Origin of the sequence: Klebsiella quasivariicola, from assembly GCF_002269255.1 — a bacterium.
GTDB classification, from domain to species: Bacteria; Pseudomonadota; Gammaproteobacteria; order Enterobacterales; family Enterobacteriaceae; genus Klebsiella; species Klebsiella quasivariicola.
This window is the reverse complement of sequence record NZ_CP022823.1, coordinates 2,088,632-2,112,514: the sequence shown is the minus strand read 5'-3', so window position 1 is coordinate 2,112,514 and position 23,883 is coordinate 2,088,632. Positions and strand designations below refer to the sequence as shown.

At 55.8% G+C, this 23,883-nt stretch carries 23 protein-coding genes and 1 pseudogene; 10 read left to right on the top strand and 14 right to left on the bottom strand.

The features are described from left to right. Positions 1-33: 33 nt before the first annotated feature. The 3 genes and pseudogenes from B8P98_RS30450 to B8P98_RS10560 all read left to right on the top strand — a co-directional run bounded on the left by B8P98_RS30450 (position 34) and on the right by B8P98_RS10560 (position 2,772). Complete coding sequence (locus B8P98_RS30450) at positions 34-177, top strand: Ecr family regulatory small membrane protein (RefSeq protein ID WP_042929055.1); 144 nt, start codon at positions 34-36, stop codon at positions 175-177. Between the two features lie 221 nt (positions 178-398). Beyond that, positions 399-1,535 (top strand): annotated as a pseudogene (locus B8P98_RS30445) (DDE-type integrase/transposase/recombinase). Positions 1,536-1,809: 274 nt separating this feature from the next. Continuing rightward, positions 1,810-2,772 carry a glycosyltransferase gene (locus B8P98_RS10560; RefSeq protein ID WP_025711084.1) on the top strand — a complete coding sequence of 321 codons (963 nt, stop codon included), beginning with the start codon at positions 1,810-1,812 and terminating at the stop codon, positions 2,770-2,772. 629 nt (positions 2,773-3,401) lie between these two features. Here B8P98_RS10560 and B8P98_RS10555 read toward each other — a convergent pair. From B8P98_RS10555 to yobA, 3 genes are read right to left on the bottom strand one after another with little or no spacing between them, the layout of a single operon-like run. Beyond that, entirely contained in the window at positions 3,402-3,740 is a 339-nt protein-coding gene (locus B8P98_RS10555) for a YebY family protein (protein ID WP_002911404.1), read from the bottom strand. A 16-nt stretch (positions 3,741-3,756) separates the two neighbouring features. Beyond that, positions 3,757-4,626, bottom strand: a complete 870-nt coding sequence (gene copD, locus B8P98_RS10550; protein ID WP_080924780.1) for a copper homeostasis membrane protein CopD — start codon at positions 4,624-4,626, stop codon at positions 3,757-3,759. Between the two features lies 1 nt (position 4,627). Beyond that, on the bottom strand, positions 4,628-5,002 hold the full coding sequence (gene yobA, locus B8P98_RS10545; RefSeq protein WP_025711086.1) for a CopC domain-containing protein YobA: 375 nt from the start codon (positions 5,000-5,002) through the stop codon (positions 4,628-4,630). Between the two features lie 113 nt (positions 5,003-5,115). On the opposite strand from yobA, the gene B8P98_RS10540 reads away from it, so the two are divergent. Beyond that, complete coding sequence (locus B8P98_RS10540; protein ID WP_002911406.1) at positions 5,116-5,346, top strand: DNA polymerase III subunit theta; 231 nt, start codon at positions 5,116-5,118, stop codon at positions 5,344-5,346. Positions 5,347-5,424: 78 nt separating this feature from the next. Continuing rightward, on the top strand, positions 5,425-6,084 hold the full coding sequence (gene exoX / locus B8P98_RS10535; RefSeq protein WP_080924781.1) for an exodeoxyribonuclease X: 660 nt from the start codon (positions 5,425-5,427) through the stop codon (positions 6,082-6,084). Between the two features lie 3 nt (positions 6,085-6,087). Here the strand turns inward: exoX and ptrB are convergent, their stop codons facing one another. The 3 genes from ptrB to B8P98_RS10520 form a co-directional block, all read right to left on the bottom strand. Continuing rightward, complete coding sequence (gene ptrB, locus B8P98_RS10530; RefSeq protein ID WP_080896663.1) at positions 6,088-8,148, bottom strand: oligopeptidase B; 2,061 nt, start codon at positions 8,146-8,148, stop codon at positions 6,088-6,090. A gap of 120 nt (positions 8,149-8,268) precedes the next feature. Then, complete coding sequence (locus tag B8P98_RS10525; RefSeq protein ID WP_025711089.1) at positions 8,269-8,934, bottom strand: tellurite resistance TerB family protein; 666 nt, start codon at positions 8,932-8,934, stop codon at positions 8,269-8,271. Between the two features lie 140 nt (positions 8,935-9,074). Further along, positions 9,075-9,422 carry a YebG family protein gene (locus B8P98_RS10520; protein WP_080896662.1) on the bottom strand — a complete coding sequence of 116 codons (348 nt, stop codon included), beginning with the start codon at positions 9,420-9,422 and terminating at the stop codon, positions 9,075-9,077. 135 nt (positions 9,423-9,557) lie between these two features. Between B8P98_RS10520 and purT the strand changes: the two genes are divergently transcribed. Next, positions 9,558-10,736 carry a formate-dependent phosphoribosylglycinamide formyltransferase gene (gene purT, locus B8P98_RS10515; RefSeq protein ID WP_080896661.1) on the top strand — a complete coding sequence of 393 codons (1,179 nt, stop codon included), beginning with the start codon at positions 9,558-9,560 and terminating at the stop codon, positions 10,734-10,736. A 57-nt stretch (positions 10,737-10,793) separates the two neighbouring features. Here purT and B8P98_RS10510 read toward each other — a convergent pair whose 3' ends face one another. The 4 genes from B8P98_RS10510 to B8P98_RS30810 form a co-directional block, all read right to left on the bottom strand. Continuing rightward, positions 10,794-11,435: a bifunctional 4-hydroxy-2-oxoglutarate aldolase/2-dehydro-3-deoxy-phosphogluconate aldolase gene (locus B8P98_RS10510; RefSeq protein WP_002911423.1), complete on the bottom strand. Its 642-nt coding sequence runs from the start codon at positions 11,433-11,435 to the stop codon at positions 10,794-10,796. Positions 11,436-11,473: 38 nt separating this feature from the next. Then, a complete protein-coding gene (gene edd / locus B8P98_RS10505; protein WP_025711091.1) occupies positions 11,474-13,285 on the bottom strand; it encodes a phosphogluconate dehydratase in 1,812 nt (603 codons plus the stop codon). A 222-nt stretch (positions 13,286-13,507) separates the two neighbouring features. Then, on the bottom strand, positions 13,508-14,983 hold the full coding sequence (zwf, locus tag B8P98_RS10500) for a glucose-6-phosphate dehydrogenase (RefSeq protein WP_025711092.1): 1,476 nt from the start codon (positions 14,981-14,983) through the stop codon (positions 13,508-13,510). A gap of 10 nt (positions 14,984-14,993) precedes the next feature. Continuing rightward, positions 14,994-15,143: a hypothetical protein gene (locus B8P98_RS30810; RefSeq protein ID WP_042929057.1), complete on the bottom strand. Its 150-nt coding sequence runs from the start codon at positions 15,141-15,143 to the stop codon at positions 14,994-14,996. A 159-nt stretch (positions 15,144-15,302) separates the two neighbouring features. Between B8P98_RS30810 and B8P98_RS10490 the strand changes: the two genes are divergently transcribed. Then, positions 15,303-16,208 carry a MurR/RpiR family transcriptional regulator gene (locus B8P98_RS10490; RefSeq protein WP_167382649.1) on the top strand — a complete coding sequence of 302 codons (906 nt, stop codon included), beginning with the start codon at positions 15,303-15,305 and terminating at the stop codon, positions 16,206-16,208. 125 nt (positions 16,209-16,333) lie between these two features. Continuing rightward, positions 16,334-17,776 (top strand): pyruvate kinase, encoded by a 1,443-nt coding sequence (pyk, locus tag B8P98_RS10485; RefSeq protein ID WP_025711094.1) that lies wholly within the window; start codon positions 16,334-16,336, stop codon positions 17,774-17,776. A gap of 41 nt (positions 17,777-17,817) precedes the next feature. On the opposite strand, the gene lpxM is transcribed toward pyk, so the two are convergent. The 3 genes from lpxM to znuA form a co-directional block, all read right to left on the bottom strand. Then, positions 17,818-18,792, bottom strand: coding sequence for a lauroyl-Kdo(2)-lipid IV(A) myristoyltransferase (gene lpxM, locus B8P98_RS10480; protein ID WP_025711095.1), 975 nt, complete (start codon positions 18,790-18,792; stop codon positions 17,818-17,820). A 117-nt stretch (positions 18,793-18,909) separates the two neighbouring features. Next, positions 18,910-20,229 (bottom strand): murein DD-endopeptidase MepM, encoded by a 1,320-nt coding sequence (gene mepM, locus B8P98_RS10475; RefSeq protein WP_025711096.1) that lies wholly within the window; start codon positions 20,227-20,229, stop codon positions 18,910-18,912. Positions 20,230-20,244: 15 nt separating this feature from the next. Next, positions 20,245-21,189 carry a zinc ABC transporter substrate-binding protein ZnuA gene (gene znuA / locus B8P98_RS10470; protein ID WP_025711097.1) on the bottom strand — a complete coding sequence of 315 codons (945 nt, stop codon included), beginning with the start codon at positions 21,187-21,189 and terminating at the stop codon, positions 20,245-20,247. A gap of 78 nt (positions 21,190-21,267) precedes the next feature. Here znuA and znuC point away from each other — a divergent pair, with 78 nt between their 5' ends. Then, positions 21,268-22,020: a zinc ABC transporter ATP-binding protein ZnuC gene (znuC, locus tag B8P98_RS10465; RefSeq protein WP_025711098.1), complete on the top strand. Its 753-nt coding sequence runs from the start codon at positions 21,268-21,270 to the stop codon at positions 22,018-22,020. Further along, a complete protein-coding gene (znuB, locus tag B8P98_RS10460; protein ID WP_025711099.1) occupies positions 22,020-22,805 on the top strand; it encodes a zinc ABC transporter permease subunit ZnuB in 786 nt (261 codons plus the stop codon). Before znuC ends, znuB begins: the two co-directional genes overlap by 1 nt. Before the next feature lie 63 nt (positions 22,806-22,868). Here the strand turns inward: znuB and ruvB are convergent, their stop codons facing one another. Next, a complete protein-coding gene (ruvB, locus tag B8P98_RS10455; RefSeq protein WP_004148860.1) occupies positions 22,869-23,879 on the bottom strand; it encodes a Holliday junction branch migration DNA helicase RuvB in 1,011 nt (336 codons plus the stop codon). Between the last annotated feature and the right edge of the window lie 4 nt (positions 23,880-23,883).

The window sequence follows — 23,883 nt, the reverse complement described above, 5'->3', positions numbered from 1 at the left end:
GGCCCCTGGCGCCATTGGATAGTAGGTGGCAAGATGAGTAAAACCGAAATGTTCCTGCTGATTATTCTTGCCATCATTCTGGTTGGCTGCATATGGTTTATTTTCAGCGATGAAATTTGGCTTTTACTCTGCTATCTCGAAAGTCAGATATACCCCACTTTTAGCGTTCCTGAATAAATTTATGTGTTGGGAAAAAGCCTTTTTGCCTATTATTTTATCCACACGCTTGTGCTGAGAGCGCTAATCGCATGAATTGCCAAACCGAGTAGATTTTGCTTATTTTATTTATCATACAAATATGTATACTAGCAGACTTCCGATGTTGGCCCGCCAGTTAACCTGCACGCCGGGCCTGTTTAGGTGCAGGTTTTTTCTTTTCGTCTTCCCTTCCCCAAGTCATGCGCAGCAAGCGTTATCCTGAAGCGTTTAAAAGTGAAGCAGTCGAACAGGATGTTGATCGTGCCCATTCTGTTTCCAGTATTGAAACACGTCTCAATGGCACTACCCCTAGTCGCTATACCTGGATAAAGACGCACGGGCCGGACTCGTCCACCAACAAATAGCATTCAGAGGCTCAGGTCGAGAGCCGCCGACTCCAGAATAAACCGAAGCGGATTACTGACGAGCGGGACAGATTAAAACACCGCGGTGTACTTCACGAAGCTGTTCGACTGAGGGACGTCTTTACCGGTGACAACTTCTGATCCAGGCCTGTTCGTCTACTTTGTCGGGTGGGGAATGATCATCCGAGCTGGTTTTACATCTGATTTTAGCAGCCGTATTCACCGCAGCATTAGGCGGTTCTGAGGCTGACGGACAAATCAAAAAAGTTCTGCCTGGAATCCGGCTACGTCTATGGTTATCGCACCATCTCTCTCGACCTGCGAGATAGCGGGCAATATTGCAGGATAAACCCGGTCTGGCGGTTGAAGACGCGTGCAGGGATAAAGACTCTGAAGGGGGGGGTACCGAAGCCCATGAGCGCGTAAAGGGGAAACCAGTATCGTAGCACTCAACAGACTCAAGCGGCGGTTCATCCCGGATGAACTGGATGAATCTTGGATAAGGAAAATCGCTTACATCCGAACCACCAAAGGCTGATTGTATTTTGATTGTTGGCCTGCTCATACACAACGTTATCAGCTGGTCAATATAACCCGCTGGAAAGGATATTGCCCTGTATATACCTTTGCTGGCCGTGTGGCGTCGTAATCCCCAAAACCCGGCGCAGGTTCTTTCTGATCACGGTAGTCAGTACGCAAGCCATGAGTGGCAGTCGCTGCGGAAATCATCCGGTCTGCGGGGCAGTATGAGCCGTCGCGGTAACTGTCACGGCAACGCAGTGGGAGAAATATGCCACCGCCTGAACCGCGAACCGATAAAGTAAAAAATCTACGGAACACGGGAAGCAGCGCGCAGCGATATTTTTATTATGTCGAAATGTTCTATAACCGTAAGCGCGGCATAGTTCGCATCATCAGGTGTTATCGACAGAATATGAAAATCAATATTATCAATTACTCAGAAGTGTCTAAATTAGACATGGCGCTTCACTTTTCCATTATTCAATATGGTGACTTATATTATTTGACTACCATTCAAAGTAATTTTTTATTTCAAAACTAGAGACAAAGGTTGCTTTTCCGCTGGACATGAAATCATCCTATGCAAGGGCATTAGTCTTAAAACAGGCGGAGTCTTCGACTTTTTATTGATTATCCATATAGCCTCTCTATGGAAATTCATCTATAATGCTGACATGAATAACAAAAACATCCTTAACAATGTTCGCGGGAAATTGTAATTAAGATGAAATTCTCAGTAATTATTCCAGCATTCAATGCTGAACTTTATATAGAAGAATGCATTCAATCGGTTCTTGACAATGCGTGTCATGATATAGAAATCATCATTATAAACGATGGTTCCACCGATCGAACAGGGGATATCATCAACTCTTTTAAAGATGATTTTATTCATAAAATCCACACTGAAAATAAGGGACAATCCGCTGCCAGGAATACTGGCATTAATAAAGCAACTGGTGATTACATCCTTTTTTTAGACAGCGATGACAAACTTAACAAAAAAACCTTACATAGGTTGCTGGAGGTCATATCTGAAAGTAAGGCAGACGTTATTTTATTCGAGTCAGACGTTTTCTTTGATGATGAACTGTTAACAACCAAGTTCAATCCCATCTATGAAAGGGCACAGTCATTAGCAGATAAAGCACTCACCGGCGTTGAGTTTTTTAAAACAGCAATGAATGAAAACAATTATATAGTAAGCCCTTGTCTATATACATTCAAAAAAGAGTTTTCCCAGGATATAAAGTTTAAGGAAGGAATCATTCATGAGGATAACATATTCACTACGATGTTACTTCTGCATAACAATCCGTCGGTATATTGCATCAAAGAAAAGCTTTATCAAAGACGAGTACGGCATGGTTCCGTTATGACTCAGAAAAAAGGTGACAATCACCTTAATGGCTACTATGCATGTGTATCTGAATTAATAAACAACCCACCCAACAATCATTTACTGGCTCTCCCTGAATATAATAAATTCCTCACACATATGCTTGATTGTTTTAAATACACCAATCTGGATATTGCCAGGCAATATAAAGATGAGATGAGACAAATGCAAATTCAACATGAGAGTGAAATTAATGAGATCAAAAGTCATATTTCAGCATTAAAACAGTCCTCATCATGGAAGATTACAGCTCCGCTAAGGAAAATAAAAGATATCATCAAAAAGTGATTTTTTTAAAGAGTATGCATTACGCATACTCTTTAATGTTGATTTCGCCGCGTATTCCCGCTCGGCCTGCGGGGTTACTGGAGATGAGATTAGCGTTCAAAGAAAAGTACCCAGCCAGACCACCCAACGAATCGGAAGACTCATAGCGCAAAAGCGCTAAGCAGTGGTCAATTTTAGTATGCCACAACAAAGTACTGTCTGGATGAACATGATAAAAAATCGTTCGTTATGCTCTGAATTTTATGTAAAAGGAATGTTAGAGCGCGTTTTGTTGTGTTATAAGTGGATTCGACCGCAATGTGGAAACTGGGGAAAAGTTCGCATAATCTCGGTCACACCCTTGTAGATCTCTGATATCTATGGGGAATAAAAAGAGACCGAATACGATTCCTGTATTCGGTCCAGGGAAATGGCTCTTGGGAGAGAGCCGTGCGCTAAAAGTTGGCATTAATGCAGGCTAAGTCGCCTTGCACTATAAGAATAGTTTAACGCGTCAGCTTTTCCAGTCCGTGGCCAATGTGACCACATAATTCATGGAAAAGGGCCGCCAGTTAGACAAAAAACCGCCACAGCCGCTAGCCGGCAATGGCGGTTTTTTTTATGCTATTACAGGAAGATAGTACAAAAATTTAGCAGAGCTTCTGCGCTCGTTCGATAAACGGGGCGAGGCTCATTTTTTGTCCTGGATGCTGCGGATCGTCGATCTGGATCACTGAGATCGGCTGCGCGGTGGTTTTCCCGGCTTTGACCTGCTGTTCAGCCACCTCATTAAGCGGATACTGGACCAGCGTGCTCGGGTTGATAGCGTAGAGCGCATTACCCGGACGACAGGTCAACATCACCTCCTCACGATTAAATGCCCAGCTTTCTTTCCCCACCTCAAAGCGGCTTACCGTGATAATTTGCGGCGCCGCCAGAGCAGCGCCGGAGCTTGCCAGTAACAACATGGTCAGAACAATTTTTTTCATGATTTTGCCAGTTAATTCAATAAGGTTCCCAGGTGGCAAACAGACTAACGGCCAGTAGCGCCAGCGCGCCTAAACCCATCTCTGCCTGTGTGGTTCGCAGGATCAGGTTTTCCGCCCGCGAACCGCTTGCCGACATGCGTGGTACCAGAACATACCTGTTCACTAACGCAATTGCCACCATCCCGGCGACCAGCGCACATTTGATCAACAGCATCCGTCCCCATGGAGAGGCACCAACCATTCCCCCCTGGATCAACAGCGCATTGATCACACCGCTGGCAATCGTGCCGGCGACGGCCAGATGCCCGTAGCGTGAAAAGCGCGCCATGGTATAGACCGCCGCCCGCCGCCAGCGTCCCTGCGCGAGGCGCAGACAATAGATGAAGGGCAACAGACCGCCGAACCAGCTGGCAGCGCAGAAGAGATGCAACGCATGATTGGTCCGCTGCAGGGCGCCAAGGAGACCCTCGTGCATAGCAGCATGCCCTACTCCGGCGGAAAGCAGCAACTGGGCCGCCAGAAGCGCCACCAGCTGTCGGGCACCACGACGGGGGCGGATCCATACCACGGCGAAAGCGATCCATGCCAGCAGGATCTGCCAGATCCATACCCCACCAAAGCGGGTACCCGCTACTGCCTGCCAGACGGCGGGCTGCCAGACGTCCGTCCAGCCGTCGCCCATTATGCCTCCCTGCAGCAAATACAGCCCCACCGTTGAGAGCGCGCCGATCAACATCACCGGGCGTAACAGGGGGTAAAAGCGCTGCATCAGCAGGCGTCGCAGCGTCACCGGCGCCCACCACGCGCCGTACAGCACGCAGCCAAAAGCCAGTATCAGGGTGAAAAAGTGCGCAAAGCGTAGCGTGATATAGAGCCCGGTCAGCATTTTACTTCACGCTAAAGGTGTATTGCCCCTTGGTTTTATGGCCATCCACCGAGACCACATGCCATGACACGGAGTACTCCCCCGGCGACAAGGTTTCCGCCAGGGGTATGGTGACCTGCGCGGGATTATCGGCATGACGGGTCAGTTTTCCGGTGGCAACCGCGCGCTGCTGCGGACCCGTGATGGTCACGCCGCTGAACGCGGGTTCTATCCCTTCAGAGAAACTGAGCGTCAACGACTGCGGGGCGGCTGTCAGCTGGGCACCGGCGGCGGGGGTCTGCTGTTGCAGGTGAGCGTGGGCGAAGGCGCCTGCCGCGGTTAACATACCGGCAAACGCAACGGAGAGGCGCAACGCGCGTCCAGCGAGGAGTCGCATATTCGTCATTCCCTTTTGTTATGTCTGTAGCACAGAGAATAACCCTGTATAATGGCAGAGTCGAGCTAAGCGTCAGCGCCTCGACCGGGTTTACCAGCACACTGGAGTAAATAATGGAAAGAAATCTGGCCAAAATTTCGCAAGATGAGATGGATAAAGTCAACGTCGATCTCGCCGCCGCCGGCGTCGCCTTTAAAGAGCGATACAACATGCCGGTGGTCGCTGATTTGGTCGAACGCGAGCAGCCGGCCCATCTGCGCGACTGGTTTCGGGAACGGCTGATCGCCCATCGGCTGGCCTCTGTCTCCCTTTCCCGACTGCCGTGGGAGCCGAAACAGAAATAATGCGCGCTCGCCTGCTCGTCGTCGGTTGGCAAGACCGGTCAATTCCTTTACGCTTATCGTTTTGCTTTGGAGCGAGCCATGCTGCGCGTCATTGATACCGAAACCTGCGGCCTGCAGGGGGGCATCGTCGAAATCGCCTCGGTCGATATTGTCGACGGACAAATCACCAACCCGATGAGCCATCTGGTGCGCCCCGATCGCCCCATCAGCCCGCAGGCGATGGCCATCCATCGTATAACGGAAGAGATGGTTGCCAATAAGCCGTGGATTGAGGAGATTATTCCGCACTATCATGGTAGCCCGTGGTATGTCGCGCATAACGCCAGTTTTGACCGCCGGGTGTTACCGGAGATGCATGGCGAGTGGATCTGCACGATGAAGCTGGCCCGCCGCCTGTGGCCAGGGATCAAATACAGCAATATGGGGCTATATAAATCACGGAAGCTAAACGTGATGACCCCACCGGGGCTGCATCATCACCGCGCGCTGTATGACTGCTATATTACTGCTGCGCTGCTGCTGGATATCATCAACGTTTCCGGCTGGACGCCTGACGAAATGGCCGATATTACCGGCCGCCCGGCGCTGCTCACTACCTTTACCTTCGGTAAATACCGGGGTAAAGCGGTCGCCGAAATTGCTGAAAACGACCCCGGCTATCTGCGCTGGTTATTCAACAATCTCGACCGCATGAGCCCCGAGCTGCGCCTGACGCTTAAGCATTACCTCGGGGAATAGCCCCTACACTGCCGCTTTGCCCGGCAGTGTGCCCTGCGCCAGGGCGATGAAAAAGGCGTACTCGAGCGCCACCCCTTCATAGCTTTTGAAGCGACCGGATTTGCCGCCGTGCCCGGAATCCATATCGGTACAGAGCAGCAGCAGGTTATCATCCGTTTTCAGTTCCCGCAGTTTGGCCACCCATTTGGCCGGCTCCCAGTATTGCACCTGGGAATCGTGCAGCCCGGTGGTCACCAGCATATGCGGATAAGCCTGCGCCCGCACGCCGTCGTAAGGACTGTAGCTTTTCATATAACGATAATAGGTCTCATCCTGCGGATTCCCCCACTCTTCAAATTCCCCCGTGGTCAGCGGAATAGTTTCATCCAGCATGGTGGTCACCACGTCAACGAACGGCACCTGGGCTATCACGCCATGAAACAGCTCTGGACGTTCATTTACGGCCACGCCCATCAGCATGCCGCCTGCACTGCCGCCCATGCCATAGCAGAGCTGCGGATCGCCGTACCCCTGCGCCAGCAGCGCATCGCAGACGTCCAGATAGTCGTTAAAGGTATTTTTCTTGCACAGGAATTTACCGTCCTCATACCACTGCTGCCCCAGTTCGCCACCGCCGCGGACGTGGGCGATGGCGTAGACAAAGCCGCGGTTAAGCAGACTCAGCCGGCTGGCGCTGAAATCGGCATCAATACTCTCACCATATGAGCCATAGCCATAGACCAGCAGCGGATTGTTCCCTTTACGAAAATGGTCGCGATGGTAGACCAGCGAAACCGGGACTTCGACGCCATCGCGAGCCGTCACCCACAGGTGTTCACTCTGGTAACAGCGCGTGTCAAGCCCCTTCACCTCCTGCTGCTTGATGACCCGCCGTTCACCGGTATCCATATCCAGTTCAAACAGGGTGTCCGGGGTGGTCATGGAGGAATAGCCATAGCGCAGGCGCGACGTTTCGGGTTCCGGATTATAGGCAAGCCAGGTGACATAGGCCGGATCGTCAAAGGCGATCCCCACTACCTCCCGGGTCTTGCGGTTAATTTGCCGCAGGCTGGTCAGGCCGCGCTGGCGCTCTTCAACAACCAGCCAGTCGGTAAACAGCGTAAATCCTTCGAGCATCACGTCATGACGTGGAGGGATCAGCGTGGTCCACTGCTCTTCATCGCGCAGTACGGTACGGTAGAGACCAAAATTCTTTCCGTCCCGGTTGGATCGCAGATAGAAGGCATGCTGATAGTGATCGAGGCTATATTCGTGATCTTTACGCCGCGGCAGGAAACAGACCGGCTCGGCGTCCGGCAGCTCGGCGTTGAGCAGCAGCACTTCGCTGGTGGTGGCGCTGGAAAGATAAATCACCACGAACTGCTGAGAGGTGGTTTTATGCACGCTGACGTAGAAGGTCTCCTCTTTTTCCTCGTAGATCAGCGCGTCGTTCTGCGCCGGAGTGCCGACAGTGTGGCGCCAGACCTGATAAGGAAGCAGCGTAGTCGGATGTTTACGCACATACCACACAAAGCGTGAATCGTTGCTCCAGGCAAATCCGGAGGTGACATTTTCGATAATTTCCGGATACCACTCCCCACTGCTGAGATCGCAGAAACGCAGGCCATACTGGCGACGGGAAAGGTAATCCTCCGCCACGGCCATCAGCTGGTTGTTCGGCGCGATGCCCAGCCCGCCCAGCGTGTAGAACTCGCTCTTCGCCGCCCGCTGGTTGCCGTCGAGCAGGATTTCCCACTCGTCCCACTCCTCTTTCAGCACCGACTGCCGCTGGTAGATAGCGTATTCGCAGCCTGGCTCATATACCTGACGGTAGCGAAAGCCATTTTTACTGTAGGGGGCGGAGACTTCCCGCTGCGGGATGCGGTCGATAATCTCTTTCAGCAGACGTTCCTGCAGATTGAGCTGCGAATCCATCACTTCCTTGCCGTAGGCGTTTTCCGCGTGCAGGTATTCCAGCACGTCAGGTCGCGCACGCTCATCGTCGCGCAGCCAGTAGTAGTTATCGATGCGTGTATCGCCATGCAAGGTCATGGCGTGCGGGATCCGTTTGGCTTTAGGTGGCATGTTATTCTTCTGCTGCTTTATCGTGACACAAGTGCATTCAGGGCGCACGGTGGCGCCTGAATGATGACGTGTCTATAAGGGTGGCAAAAGACGCGGGCGATGCAAGCGAAACGTGATAATTTAACCGCTTAGCGCTTGTTTTTGTGACTGGATATCCTGTTCGATGTCGGCCCGCACATCTTTTGGCAATGCCAGAGCCTCTCCCAGCGCGTTCAGATAGCTGCGCTCCATAAAATGGTCGATATCAATCACCGCGCAGCTGAGGTAATAGATCTCCAGCGCCTCCTGCGGATCAACAATGCCCTCTGCCAGACGCTGCGGATCCAACGGCTGGGCCAGCGCCTGGTCAATCAATACCCGGGCCTGAACGTCAATATTGGCCGCCCGCAGCTGGGTTTCAATATTCGCCCGCTCGTGGTCATCAATATGGCCGTCGCTTTTCGCGGCAAACACCAAGGCCGTAATCAGCCGTACGCTTCGCGGATCGACATCCGCCGGCACCGCAGTCGTTTCAGGGACAGATCCGGGTGCGGGCGTGTGCTGAGCGCGCATTTTCTGCTGATACTTGTTCCACAATACCGTGCCTGCCACCGCCCCGCCGCCTGCCAGCAGCGCGCTGGTGCCATATTTCGCCAGCAGTTTGCGTGACGATTTGCTGGCCACCAGCAGTCCGGCCAGCCCACCGATGGCGCCGGGTAGTAAGGCGCTTCCTGTTGACGACTCGCCAGTCGGTGACGCGCCCTTCTGCCCAAGCAGCGACTGCAGTTGATTTAGCCAGTTAGCCATGGTTTTCCTCTCAGGTGACAAACACTGTTATCAGCCTAAACGACGCGATGTCAGGAAATGTTAGACGTGGCTAAAGATGCGCAAAGGTGGGCGCGGCAGACGGCTTCCTGCCCCCTCAGCCGATGGCTGGCCGCCGCTAATCAGGCCGCTTTGCCTTTGCGCGCTTTGGCAACCGGCACGGCGTCATCATCCGCCGAAGAAGTCTCGCCGGCCGCCGCCGGTGCGGGGACGTCGTGCGCGGGCGTATCATGCTCCGGCAGTCGGCCGACGCGCAGAATATGCTGCAGCGCCTCTTTTCGCTCTGCCAGCCACATCGCCATGGTATCGCGCTGGGCGTCATCCATCTCCAGCGGCGATGCCACCAGCCAGTCATTCAGCACCTCTGCCAGATCGAGCATTTTGTCGTAAGCGTCGGCCTCTTTTTTGCTGGCAAAAGACATTTTTTCCTCACCTTCGCGGATCACCACATATTTAATTTCAACCGCCATGCTGCAGCCTCTCAATACTGTATTTTTATACAGTATAACAAATTTCCTCTGCGGACTCAACTCACGCGCGTAAAGACAGACGCAAACGTTTTCGTTTATAATCGTGGCCATCTTTTTTTACTGCGGAAGAGAGTTATGACTGTATTAGGCACCGCGCTGCGCCCGGCAGCCACCAAAGTAATGCTGTTAGGTTCCGGCGAGCTGGGCAAGGAAGTCGCCATTGAATGTCAGCGTCTGGGCATTGAAACTATCGCCGTCGACCGCTACCCCGATGCCCCGGCGATGCAGGTCGCCCACCGCGCTCACGTCATCAATATGCTGCACGGCGAGAGCCTGCGCGCCCTGATTGAACAGGAAAAACCCGATTACATCGTGCCTGAGATCGAAGCGATAGCCACCGATACCCTGGTCGAACTCGAGCAGGCCGGGCAGAAAGTGGTCCCCACGGCGCGGGCGGCAAAGCTCACCATGAACCGCGAAGGCATTCGCCGCCTGGCGGCAGAAGAGCTGCAGCTTCCTACCTCCCGCTATCGTTTTGCCGACAGCGAAGACGGCTTCCGCGCGGCGGTTACCGAGATCGGTTTGCCGTGCATCGTCAAACCGGTGATGAGCTCCTCCGGCAAAGGCCAGAGCTTTATCCGCTCGGCTGACCAGCTCAGCGAAGCCTGGCGTTATGCGCAACAAGGCGGCCGCGCCGGCGCCGGGCGCGTGATTGTTGAAGGGGTGGTGAATTTCGATTTCGAAATTACCCTGCTCACCGTCAGCGCCGTCGATGGCGTGCATTTCTGCGCCCCGGTTGGTCATCGTCAGGAAGACGGCGACTATCGTGAATCCTGGCAGCCGCAGCAGATGAGCGACCTGGCCCTCGAACGTGCCCAGACCATCGCCCGCAAGGTAGTGCTGGCGCTGGGCGGTCATGGCTTGTTCGGCGTGGAGCTGTTCGTTTGCGGCGACGAGGTGATCTTTAGTGAAGTCTCCCCTCGCCCACACGACACCGGCATGGTCACGCTGATCTCGCAGGATCTCTCGGAATTCGCCCTGCACGTTCGCGCCTTCCTTGGACTGCCCGTCGGCGCCATCCGCCAGTATGGCCCGGCCGCCTCCGCGGTGATCCTTCCGCAGCTGACCAGCCAGAACGTCCGCTTTGGCCAGCTACAGTCAGCCGTCGGGGCTGGCCTGCAGCTGCGTCTGTTCGGCAAGCCGGAGATCGACGGCACCCGCCGCCTGGGGGTGACCCTCGCCGTTGCCGATTCGGTTGAGGAGGCTGTAGTACGGGCTAAAACCGCCGCCGCTGCGGTCATCGTCGAAGGCTAAAGACAAAAAAACCCGGTCGCGTTGCCGCTGACCGGGTTGTTGACCTTGAGGCGCCGTTTACTTCGCGCCTTCCACCGCTTCACGCGCCAGGGTGGTGATGCGATCGTAGTCACCGGCTTCCAGCGCGTCGGCTGGCACCAGCCAGGAACCACCGATGCACAGCACGCTGTTCAGCGCCAGATAGTCACGGTAGTTAGCCGGAGAGATACCGCCGGTCGGGCAGAAGCGAATGTGGCCGAACGGACCCGCAATCGCCTGCAGGGCTTTCACGCCGCCGTTGGCTTCCGCCGGGAAGAATTTAAACTCTTTCAGACCATACTGCATACCCAGCATCAGCTCGGACACCGTGCTGATCCCCGGGATCAGCGGAATGGTGCCGTCTTCGGTCGCCGCTTTCAGCAGGGATTCGGTCAGCCCCGGGCTGATAGCGAACTGCGCGCCAGCTTCCGTCACCGCTTTCAGTTGCTCAACGTTGGTGACTGTGCCCGCGCCGACAATCGCGTCCGGCACTTCTTTAGCAATCGCGCGGATCGCTTCCAGGGCGCACTCGGTGCGCAGGGTGACTTCCAGCACGCGCACGCCGCCCGCGACCAGCGCTTTCGCCATCGGTACCGCGTGCTCCAGCTTTTTCACTACGATAACCGGGACAACCGGACCGGAGGTGAGGATTGCTTCTGCTGTTGTTTTCCAGTTTTTCATCAGGATTTTCTCTCGCCAGATCTAGAAATTAAATCGTCTTAAAAAGTGATGCAGGTTGCGCCCTGCTCCGCGCCAGAGAGCTTCTCACGCAGCGCCCCAAACATCTCCCGACCGGTTCCCACGCGCGACGCGCTGAGGTCAGGGATATGCGGCTGACGCGCCGCCAGTTCGGCATCCTCCACCAGCAGCGTCAGTTCCCCCGTCTGCCCGTTCACGCGAATAAGATCGCCATCGCGCACTTTCGCCAGCAGCCCACCGTCGTACGCTTCAGGCGTGACGTGGATGGCTGAGGGGACTTTACCGGAGGCGCCAGAGAGTCGGCCATCGGTCACCAGCGCTATTTTGAAACGGCGGTCCAATAATACACCAAGTGGCGGCATAAGTTTATGTAATTCTGGCATCCCGTTCGCTTTTGGTCCCTGATGACGGACCACCACTACGCAATCTTTGTCCAGCAGACCCGCTTCAAAGGCTGGCAACACGTCGTGCTGGCTCTCGAACACCACCGCCGGCGCTTCGATCACCTGGTTCTCTACCGGAACGGCTGAGGTTTTCATCACCGCACGTCCCAGGTTACCGCTCAGCACTTTGGTGCCGCCGTGACGGGAGAACGGTTTTTCGAAAGTGGCGATGACCTGGTCGTCCAGCGGCGCTGTCGCCCCTTCACGCCAGTCCAGCTCGCCGTTATTCAGCCATGGCTCCAGGGTGTAGCGTGACAGACCGAAGCCGGCTACGGTGTGAACATCCTCATGCAGCAGGCCGCCTTTCAGCAGTTCGCGCACCAGTACCGGAACGCCGCCCGCTGCCTGGAAGTGGTTGATATCCGCCGGGCCGTTGGGATAGAGGCGCGCCAGCAGCGGCACCACGTCGGACAGGTCGGAAAAATCATCCCAGTTAATGATGATCCCTGCCGCGCGAGCCATCGCCACCAGGTGCATGGTGTGGTTGGTGGACCCCCCGGTCGCCAGCAGCGCCACGATACCGTTGACCACCACTTTTTCGTCGAACATTTTCCCCAGCGGCATCCACTCGTTGCCATTGCCGGTCATGCGGGTGACCTGGCGCGCGGCGGCGGCGGTCAGCGCTTCACGCAGCGGGGCATCCGGATGGACAAAAGAGGAGCCCGGCAGCTGCATGCCCATAAACTCGACCACCATCTGGTTGGTATTCGCCGTGCCGTAGAAAGTACAGGTCCCCGGCGCGTGGTACGAGGCAGCTTCGGACTCCAGCAGCGCCATACGATCCACTTTACCTTCCGCGTACAGCTGGCGAATGCGGACCTTCTCTTTATTAGCCAGGCCGCTGGCCATTGGACCGGACGGAATAAAGACCGACGGCAGATGGCCGAAAGAGAGCGCTGCCATGGTCAGGCCGGGGACAATTTTATCGCACACGCCGAGGTACAGCGCGCCGTCGAACATGTTATGCGACAGACCAATGGCAGCGGACATGGCGATCACTTCGCGGCTCAGTAAAGAGAGCTCCATCCCGTCCTGCCCCTGGGTTACGCCATCGCACATCGCCGGCACGCCACCGGCCACCTGGCCGACCGCATTGGCGCTATGCAGCGCTTTACGGATGATGTCCGGATAGTGTTCATAGGGCTGGTGAGCGGACAACATATCGTTGTAGGACGTGATGATGGCGATATTGTTGCGCAACATGCTTTTCAGGGAGGCTTTGTCTTCCGCCTGGCAGGCCGCGAAACCGTGAGCCAGGTTGCCGCAGGCCAGTTGCGCACGATGCACGGTGTCGGTTTTAGCCTGGTTAATCCTTGCGAGGTAAGCCGCGCGGGTATCACGCGACCGTTCGATAATGCGATTTGTTACCCGTAACATTGTCGGATTCATAAAGGCTCCTCAAATTTTTATCTGTCCGGCCGCTGCGTGATGACGTATTTTTGTGCTAAAGGCCACCAACACCAGCGCTCAGGGGCAAAATGTCTGAAAGCAGTGTAATAAAAAAAGCCCCGTGGGTGAATCCTCACGGGGCTTAAAAGATTAAAAAGCATGCGACTTTCTGCGTCAGATCATGTTACCGGTAAAATAACCCTGACGGATTAGCCCGCAGGCTTATTCAAACTCGTTCCACGAACGGCCGTCGCGGGTGATCATCGCCACTGACGCAACCGGTCCCCAGGTCCCGGCCTGATACGGTTTCGGCGCATCGCGATCGGCAGCCCAGGCTTCGGTGATGGAATCCACCCACTTCCACGCCTCTTCCACTTCATCACGACGCACAAACAGCGCCTGGATGCCACGCATGGTCTCCAGCAGCAGACGTTCATAAGCATCGGCCAGGTGCGTCTGGTTGAAGGTTTCGGAGTAGCTCAGATCCAGCTTGGTGATCTGCAGGTTATGCTTATGGTCGAGTCCAGGCACTTTGTTCAGTACCTGGATATCCACCCCTTCGTCCGGCTGCAGACGAATGGTCAGCTTGTTCTGCGGCAGCTCCTGCCAGGTTTCTTTAAACAGGTTAAGTTCCGGCGTTTTGAAGTAAACCACGACCTCAGAGCATTTGGTTGGCAGACGTTTGCCGGTACGCAGATAGAACGGTACGCCAGCCCAGCGCCAGTTATCGATATCGACGCGGATCGCCACGAAGGTTTCGGTGTTACTGGTTTTGTTGGCGCCCTCTTCTTCGAGGTAGCCCGGCACTTTTTTGCCCTGGGCAAAGCCGGCGGTGTACTGGCCGCGAACGGTTTTCTCACGCACATTGGAGCGATCAATGCGGCGCAGGGATTTCAGTACCTTAACCTTTTCATCGCGGATGCTGTCGGCGCTGAGATCGGACGGCGGCGACATGGCAATCATGCACAGGATCTGCAGCAGGTGGTTCTGGATCATGTCGCGCATCTGCCCGGCCTGGTCAAAGTAACCCCAGCGCCCTTCAATGCCCACCTCTTCTGCCACGGTGATTTCAACATGATCGATGGTACGGCAGTCCCAGTTATTGACGAACAGGGAGTTGGCAAAGCGCAACGCCAGCAGGTTGAGGACCGTCTCTTTGCCGAGATAGTGGTCGATACGATAGACCTGGCACTCTTCAAAAAACTCGCCGACCTGGTCGTTGATTTCACGGGACGTTTCCAGCGAGGTGCCCAGCGGCTTTTCCATCACCACGCGCGCAGGTTTGGCATTGAGCTTCGCTTCGCCCAGCCCTTTGCAAATTGCGCCAAAGGTGCTCGGCGGCATGGCGAAATAGTTGATGGTGACACGGTTCTCTTGATCCAGCATTTCGCCCAGGCGAGTGAAGCCGCTGGTGTCATTGACGTCAAGATTACAGAACTCCAGACGTCCGCTCAGGGAATCCCACAAACCTTCATCAATTTTTTCCTTCATGAAGGTTTCCAGCGCTTCGCGCACGACTTTGGTGTAAGCCGCGCGATCCCAGTCGGCACGCCCCACGCCAATGATACGGGTGTCAGCGTGGATCTGGCCCGCTTTTTCAAGCTGATACAGGGAAGGCAACAATTTACGTCGCGCCAGGTCGCCCTTCGCGCCGAAAATGACCAGGTCGCATGCCTGGGCCGTTTGCGTTACCGCCATGTCATTCTCCTCAGTTGATAGTCTGGTGCTTTTGCCAGGCTATATTTGTAATTTTCTTACACTGCACTGTACTGTGTTTACGTATTTCCCGAAAGCCTTCCCCTCGGTTTGCGGCGGTAAAACCGCACAGGGTGAAAACATTCGCTGATGATTTGGGCATCTGGCCGTGATTGTTCGTTGTTTGTGCCTGGTTCAGGTCAGTAAAATACGACTCTGATCATGTAATGAAAAAAAACAACATTATTTCACGTCATTCCTCACCGCTGGCGCTTGCGGAGGGGTATATTCTTGCTAAAACGCCCGATGATTTCACCGATTAATGAAATCGTTTCCATTGATGAGCGCCCTGTTACTAATGAACATGCTGGAAAAAATCCAGTCCCGACTGGAACACCTTAGCAAATCTGAACGCAAAGTGGCGGAAGTGATCCTTGCCGCCCCCGCACAGGCCATTCATTCGAGCATCGCCGCCCTCGCCCTTGAGGCCGGGGTGAGCGAACCCACCGTCAATCGCTTCTGTCGCAGTCTGGAAACCCGTGGATTTCCCGACTTCAAACTGCATCTTGCCCAGAGCCTCGCGCACGGCACGCTCTATGTTAACCGGAATGTTGATGAAGACGACAGCGTTGAGTCATACACGGGAAAAATATTCGAATCGGCCATGGCGAGTTTAGACCAGGCCCACCATTCCCTCGACATGTCGGCGGTGAACCGCGCGGTGGATCTGCTGACCCAGGCGAAAAAAATCGCCTTTTTCGGTCTGGGTTCCTCCGCAGCGGTCGCTCATGACGCGATGAACAAGTTTTTCCGCTTTAACGTGCCGGTCATCTATTCCGACGACATTGTCCTGCAACGCATGAGCTGTATGAATTGCGATGACGATGATGTGGTGGTGATTATCTCGCATACCGGAAGAACCAAGAGCCTAGTGGAGCTGGCGCAGCTGGCCCGTGAAAACGATGCCATGGTGATCGCCCTCACTTCCGCCGGTACGCCGCTGGCCCGGGAAGCCACGCTCGCCATTACCCTTGATGTCCCGGAAGATACCGACATCTATATGCCGATGGTCTCCCGTCTGGCCCAGTTGACCGTCATTGATGTGCTAGCGACAGGCTTTACCTTGCGCCGGGGGGCAAAATTCAGAGATAACTTGAAGAGGGTCAAGGAAGCGCTGAAGGAATCGCGTTTTGATAAAGAACCGTTCGTACCCAGTGATAATCAATAAAAGTTGATAACAAGCAGTACCCCATTACACCTTCGATAACGATCCGGCTGTGCGACGTTGCAGGCTGGCGCTACCGAATCCATGTTCACGCAACACCAAAGTTGTATCAGTCAACGGAGTATTACATGTCCAGAAGGCTTCGCAGAACCAAAATCGTCACTACCTTAGGCCCAGCAACGGACCGCGATAACAACCTGGAAAAAGTTATCGCCGCGGGCGCAAACGTAGTACGTATGAACTTCTCTCACGGCACCCCGGAAGATCATCAGCTCCGTGCCGATAAAGTGCGTGAGATTGCGGCAAAACTGGGCCGTCACGTAGCCATCCTCGGCGACCTCCAGGGACCAAAAATCCGCGTATCGACCTTCAAAGAAGGCAAAATTTTCCTCAATATTGGCGATAAATTCCTGCTAGACGCTAACCTGGGTAAAGGCGAAGGCGACAAAGAGAAAGTCGGGATCGACTACAAAGGCCTGCCGGCGGACGTCGTGCCGGGCGATATCCTGCTGCTCGACGATGGTCGCGTGCAGCTGAAAGTCCTCGAAGTGCAGGGGATGAAAGTGTTCACTGAAGTGACCGTCGGCGGCCCGTTGTCTAACAACAAAGGGATCAACAAACTGGGCGGCGGCCTGTCTGCCGAAGCGCTGACTGACAAAGACAAGGCCGATATTGTCACCGCCGCTAAAATCGGCGTCGACTACCTCGCCGTCTCCTTCCCGCGCTGCGGCGAAGACCTCAACTACGCCCGTCGCCTGGCGCGCGATGCCGGCTGCGATGCGAAAATCGTCGCCAAAGTTGAGCGTGCGGAAGCGGTCTGCGATCAGGACGCGATGGACGACGTGATCCTCGCCTCCGATGTGGTGATGGTTGCGCGCGGCGACCTCGGTGTCGAAATCGGCGATCCGGAGCTGGTTGGTATCCAGAAAGCGCTGATTCGTCGTGCTCGTCAGCTGAACCGTTCCGTCATAACCGCTACCCAAATGATGGAGTCGATGATCACCAACCCGATGCCGACCCGCGCGGAAGTCATGGACGTGGCCAACGCCGTGCTGGACGGCACCGACGCGGTGATGCTTTCCGCGGAAACCGCGGCCGGTCAGTACCCGTCAGAAACGGTAGCCGCGATGGCACGCGTCTGTCTGGGCGCCGAAAAAATCCCCAGCCTCAACGTTTCCAAACACCGTCTGGACGTCCAGTTCGACAACGTGGAAGAGGCGATTGCCATGTCGGCAATGTACGCCGCCAACCATCTGAAAGGCATCACCGCCATCATCACCATGACCGAATCGGGCCGTACCGCGCTGATGACCTCGCGCATCAGTTCCGGCCTGCCGATTTTCGCCCTTTCCCGTCACGAACGCACCCTGAACCTGACCGCGCTCTACCGCGGGGTAACGCCGGTATTCTTCGACAGCCAGAATGACGGGGTGGCCGCCGCGCACGATGCCGTCAATCTGCTACGGGACAAAGGCTACCTGGTCACTGGCGACCTCGTGGTTGTGACCCAGGGCGACGTGATGAGCACCATCGGCAGCACCAACACTACGCGTATCCTCACCGTAGAATAAGCGCCGCCAGCGACAAAAAAGCCTCCTGACGGAGGCTTTTTTTATTTTTTCTTCGGATACAGCTCTTTGCGCTTGTAGGGCTCGATTTCACCCGGCTTACGCGTCTTCAGTAGCTTCAGGATCCAGGTATATTGCTCGGTATGCGGCTTAACAAACACCTCCACCTCTTCGTTCATTCGCCGGGCAATCGTCGTATCGTCAGCGTCCAGCAGGTCGTCCATCGGCGGACGGACCAGCACCGTCAGGCGATGCGTCTTGCCATCGTAGACCGGGAACAGCGGTACCACGCGGGCGCGGCATACCTTCATTAAACGGCCAATCGCCGGCAGCGTGGCCTTGTAGGTGGCAAAGAAATCCACAAACTCACTGTGCTCGGCGCCGTGATCCTGATCGGGCAGATAGTAGCCCCAGTAGCCCTGGCGCACCGACTGGATAAACGGTTTGATCCCATCGTTGCGCGCGTGCATACGCCCGCCAAAACGACGGCGCACGGTATTCCACACGTAATCGAACACCGGGTTACCCTGGTTATGGAACATCGCCGCCATCTTCTGCCCACCGGAGGCCATCAGCATCGCCGGAATATCCACGCCCCAGGCATGTGGAACGAGGAAAATCACCTTCTCGTTATTGCGCTGCATCTCGTCGATGATCTCTTTGCCCTGCCAGTCAACGCGGGCAAGGATTTTCTGCGGATCGCGCAGACCCAGCTCAGCCATCATCACCATCGCCTGTGGCGCCGAGGCATACATGGCGTCGATGATAGCCTCCCGCTCGTGCTCGCTTTTTTCCGGAAAGCAGTACAGCAAATTAATCTGCGCCCGGCGACGCGAGCTTTTTGCCAGACGTCCTACGAAGCGACCGAGTTTGCCAAGGATCGGATCGCGAAAGGAAGGCGGCGTCAGCGCGATGCCAGCGAAGGCAAAGACGCCCAGCCACGCGCCCCAGTAGCGCGGCAGTAAAAAGGATTTCTCAAACTTAGGGATAAACTCAATATTATTTTTTTTCGTTTCCATGCCCAATCCGCAGGTCGACTGCTTAATCAAGATAATGGGATAGTGTAGCGAGACGTTGGATAACCTACAAAAGAAAAAGCCGGCGCCCTGAGGCACCGGCTTTCCACTGACCGGCAGTTAGTCAAACCGCAGCTGCGGAACGACCTCTTTGACCTGCGCCAGGTAATCGGTACGATCGGACCCGCTCAGCCCTTCGGTACGCGGCAGTTTCGCCGTCAGCGGGTTGACCGCCTGCTGGTTGATCCACACTTCATAGTGTAGGTGCGGCCCGGTAGAGCGACCGGTATTCCCTGACAGCGCAATACGATCGCCGCGCTTCACTTTCTGCCCCGGCTTCACCAGCAGTTTACGCAGGTGCATATAGCGGGTGGTATAGGTACGACCGTGGCGGATCGCAACATAATAGCCGGCAGCGCCGCTGCGCTTGGCCACCACCACTTCGCCATCGCCCACCGCCAGCACTGGCGTTCCCTGCGGCATCGCGAAATCGACGCCACGGTGCGGTGCGACGCGGCCGGTCACCGGATTGAGACGACGCGGGTTAAAGTTAGAGGAAACGCGGAACTGACGCGCCGTCGGGAAGCGCATAAAGCCTTTCGCCAGCCCCGTCCCGTTGCGGTCGTAGAATTTGCCGTCTTCGGCGCGGATAGCAAAGTAGTCTTTACCATCGGAGCGCAGACGCACGCCCAGCAGCTGGCTTTGCTCACGTTTGCCGTCGAGCATTTCGCGCGACATCAATACCGAAAATTCGTCGCCTTTCTTCAGCTTACGGAAATCCATCTGCCACTGCATGGCCTTGATCACCGCGCTGATTTCCGTGCTGGTCAGCCCGGCATCACGCGCGCTGGACACAAAGCTGGCGCCGACGGTGCCCTTCAGCACGCTGTTGACCCAGTCGCCTTTCTGCAGCTCGCTGCTCATTTTAAAACCGTTATCCACACGGGTATAGGTGCGGGTTTCGCGGCGGGACATCTCCCAGGTCAGACTCTGCAGATCGCCATCGGCGGTCAGGGTCCAGGAGAGCTGCTGACCAATCTTCAGGTTACGCAGTTCTTTATCGGCGGAGGAGAGCTGGGCGATATCGCCCATATCGATACCGTACTGGTTCAGAATGCTGCTGAGCGTATCGCCGGTCGACACCACGTATTCGTGCCCGCCGGCATCGGTATCGGCTTTTTCGTCGAGTTCATCCTGAGGAATGGCTTCTTCTTCCTGTGGGGCCTGGTCGATCGGCTCGGAGGCTTCCGGCAGCAGGGAGCGGATCTCGCTTTTTTCCAGTTCAATGGTTCTGACGATGGGAGCGGATTCCGGGTGGTAAATGTAGGGTCGCCAGACGGCGACCGCTAAGGTAAGAACGCTAAGCGACCCCAACATGACGCGATGAGGTCGTGGCAAATTGTTGAATGCCTGAGTGACAGCGCGGGCTATCTGTTGCACGTATTCACTTCCTCGTTAATCTCCTTTCAGGCAGCTCGAATACTGATTTGCCAGCTGGGTGAGGAATTGCGGGTAACTCGTTTTACCCAGCGTAATTCCTGTCCCCAGCGGATCCAGGGTTCCCATGCGCACAGACGTGCCCCGGGCAACAGCTTCGATAACTGCTGGCCTGAACTGTGGCTCAGCAAAAACGCAAGTGGCTTTCTGCTCAACCAGTTGTGTTCTGATTTCGTGTAAACGCTGCGCACCGGGCTGTATTTCAGGGTTGACGGTAAAATGCCCCAGCGAGGTCAAACCGTAGTGTTTTTCAAAGTAACCGTAGGCGTCATGAAAAACGAAATAGCCCTTTCCTTTCAGCGGTGCCAGCTCATTGCTCACCTGCTTGTCGGTCTCCGCCAGCGCGGCCTCGAACTGCTGCAGGTTGCTGTCGAGTTTGGCTCGACTCTGCGGCATAAGTTCCAATAATTTATCGTGGATTGCAACCGCCGAAAGCCGCGCTATCTCTGGGGATAACCACAGATGCATATTGTAAATACCGTGATGGTGATCGCCGTCACTTTTTTCTGCTGCGCCATGGTCATGACCCGCATGATCGTCATCGTCGTCCGCGCCGGTGATGAGCAGCGGTTTGACTCCATCCAGTTCGGCAATCGTCACCTTTTTATTCGCCGCAATGCTTTGCGTCGACCTATCCATAAAGGCTTCCATTTCCGGACCAATCCATACCACTAAGTCTGCGTTCTGTAAGCGTTTTACATCAGAAGGACGGAGAGAATAATCATGCTCGGAGGCACCATCAGGGAGCAGTACCTGAGTCTCGGTAACCCCATCGGCGATGGCGGCAGCGATGAAGCCCAGCGGTTTCATGGAGGTGACCACAGCGGCGCTGGCCTGCGGTACCTGCGCGAACAAAAAAACAGCGCTAAGTCCAGCGCAAAGAAGCGTATTTTTATGTAACATAATGCGTCTAGTCATCGAAACGAGTGAGTGTGATGTGATATTATAACATTCACTAGCTTGTGCAACCCCTAAATTACTATGACAAACCTTGTAACGCTGGAAAATGTCTCGGTGGCCTTTGGCCAACGCCGCGTGCTGTCTGACATCTCGCTGGCTCTTACGCCAGGCAAAATATTAACGCTGCTGGGCCCGAATGGCGCCGGCAAATCGACCCTTGTACGGGTGGTTCTCGGGCTGGTAGCACCGACAGAGGGTGTGATCAAGCGGGAAGCACGCCTGCGGATCGGCTATGTGCCGCAGAAACTGCATCTGGACGCCACGCTGCCCCTGACCGTCAGCCGCTTTCTGCGTTTGCGTCCTGGCACTCACAAAGACGACATCCTGCCGGCGCTGAAGCGCGTGCAGGCCGGGCATCTGATTGACGCGCCGATGCAAAAGCTCTCCGGCGGCGAAACCCAGCGCGTGCTGCTGGCCCGCGCCCTGCTCAACCGCCCGCAGCTGCTGGTGCTGGATGAGCCAACCCAGGGCGTTGACGTCAATGGCCAGGTGGCGCTCTACGATCTAATCGATCAACTGCGCCATGAACTGGACTGCGCGGTGCTGATGGTATCGCACGACCTGCATCTGGTGATGGCTAAAACCGACGAAGTCCTGTGCCTGAACCAGCATATCTGCTGCTCCGGCGCGCCGGAGGTCGTCTCCATGCACCCGGAGTTTATCTCCATGTTTGGCCCGCGCGGCGCGGAACAGCTGGGGATTTACCGCCACCACCATAATCACCGCCACGATCTTCAGGGGCGAATTGTACTGCGTCGGGGAAACAGCCGCTAATGATTGAACTTCTGTTACCTGGCTGGCTTGCCGGGATGATGCTGGCCTGCGCCGCCGGTCCGCTGGGCTCCTTTGTGGTCTGGCGCCGCATGTCCTATTTTGGCGACACGCTGGCGCATGCCTCGCTGCTCGGCGTCGCTTTCGGTTTATTGCTTAACGTCAATCCGTTCTATGCGGTGATCGCCGTGACCCTGCTGCTGGCCGGCGGGCTGGTGTGGCTGGAAAAACGCCCCCATCTGGCGATCGATACCCTGCTGGGCATCATGGCCCACAGCGCGCTGTCGCTGGGGCTGGTGGTGGTCAGCCTGATGTCTAACGTCCGCGTCGATCTGATGGCGTACCTGTTCGGCGATCTGCTGGCGGTGACGCCGCAGGACCTGATCGCGATTGCCACTGGCGTGGTGATTGTGATAGCCATCCTGCTCTGGCAGTGGCGGAATCTGCTGGCGATGACCATCAGTCCGGACCTGGCGTTTGTCGACGGCGTGAAGCTGCAGCGGGTCAAGCTGCTGTTGATGCTGGTCACCGCCCTGACTATCGGGGTGGCGATGAAGTTCGTCGGGGCGCTGATCATCACTTCCCTGCTGATTATCCCGGCCGCCACCGCCCGCCGTTTTGCCCGCACACCGGAGCAGATGGCCGCCGTGGCGGTGGGCGTGGGCATGCTGGCCGTCACCGGCGGGCTGACCTTCTCGGCCTTCTACGACACCCCGGCCGGGCCGTCGGTGGTGCTGTGTGCCGCCGTACTGTTTATTCTCAGCATGACGAAAAAAGCCGCCAGCTAATAATGAAAAAGCCCGGTCGCGCTGCTGACCGGGCTTCCTCACTACCTGCACCACCGCAACACGCTACGGCATTTCCGGCGGTGTAATCCCGAAGTGATTCCAGGCGCGCACCGTCGCCATTCTTCCGCGCGGCGTACGCTGCAGAAATCCCTGCTGGATGAGATAAGGCTCCAGTACATCTTCAATGGTTTCCCGCTCTTCGCCGATCGCGGCGGCGAGGTTATCCAGCCCCACCGGCCCACCAAAGAATTTATCTATCACCGCCAGCAGCAGTTTACGGTCCATATAGTCGAACCCTTCCGCATCGACATTAAGCATATCCAGCGCCTGGGCGGCGATATCGGCAGAGATGGTGCCGTCGTGGCGCACTTCCGCGAAGTCGCGCACCCGGCGCAGGAGACGGTTAGCAATACGCGGCGTACCGCGTGAACGGCGGGCCACCTCCAGCGCGCCTTCATCGCTCATCTCCAGCCCCATATGACGGGCGCTGCGGCTGACAATATGCTGTAGATCGGGTATCTGGTAGAACTCCAGACGCTGCACAATGCCGAAGCGGTCGCGCAGCGGCGAGGTCAACGAACCGGCCCGGGTAGTAGCGCCGATCAGGGTAAACGGCGGCAGGTCGATTTTGATGGAGCGCGCCGCCGGACCTTCGCCAATCATAATATCCAGCTGGTAGTCTTCCATCGCCGGATAGAGTACCTCTTCCACCACCGGCGAAAGACGATGGATCTCATCGATAAACAGCACGTCGTGCGGTTCGAGGTTGGTGAGCATCGCGGCGAGATCGCCGGCCTTCTCCAGCACCGGGCCGGAGGTGGTGCGCAGATTCACCCCCATCTCATTGGCGACGATATTGGCCAGGGTGGTTTTGCCCAGCCCTGGCGGGCCAAAAATCAGCAGGTGATCGAGGGCGTCGCCGCGCAGTTTCGCCGCCTGGATAAAGATCTCCATCTGCGAGCGCACCTGCGGCTGACCGACATACTCTGCCAGCAATTTTGGGCGGATGGCGCGGTCAGCAGCCTCTTCAAAGCCGCTGCTGTCTGCCGATACCAGCCGGTCTGCTTCAATCATCCCT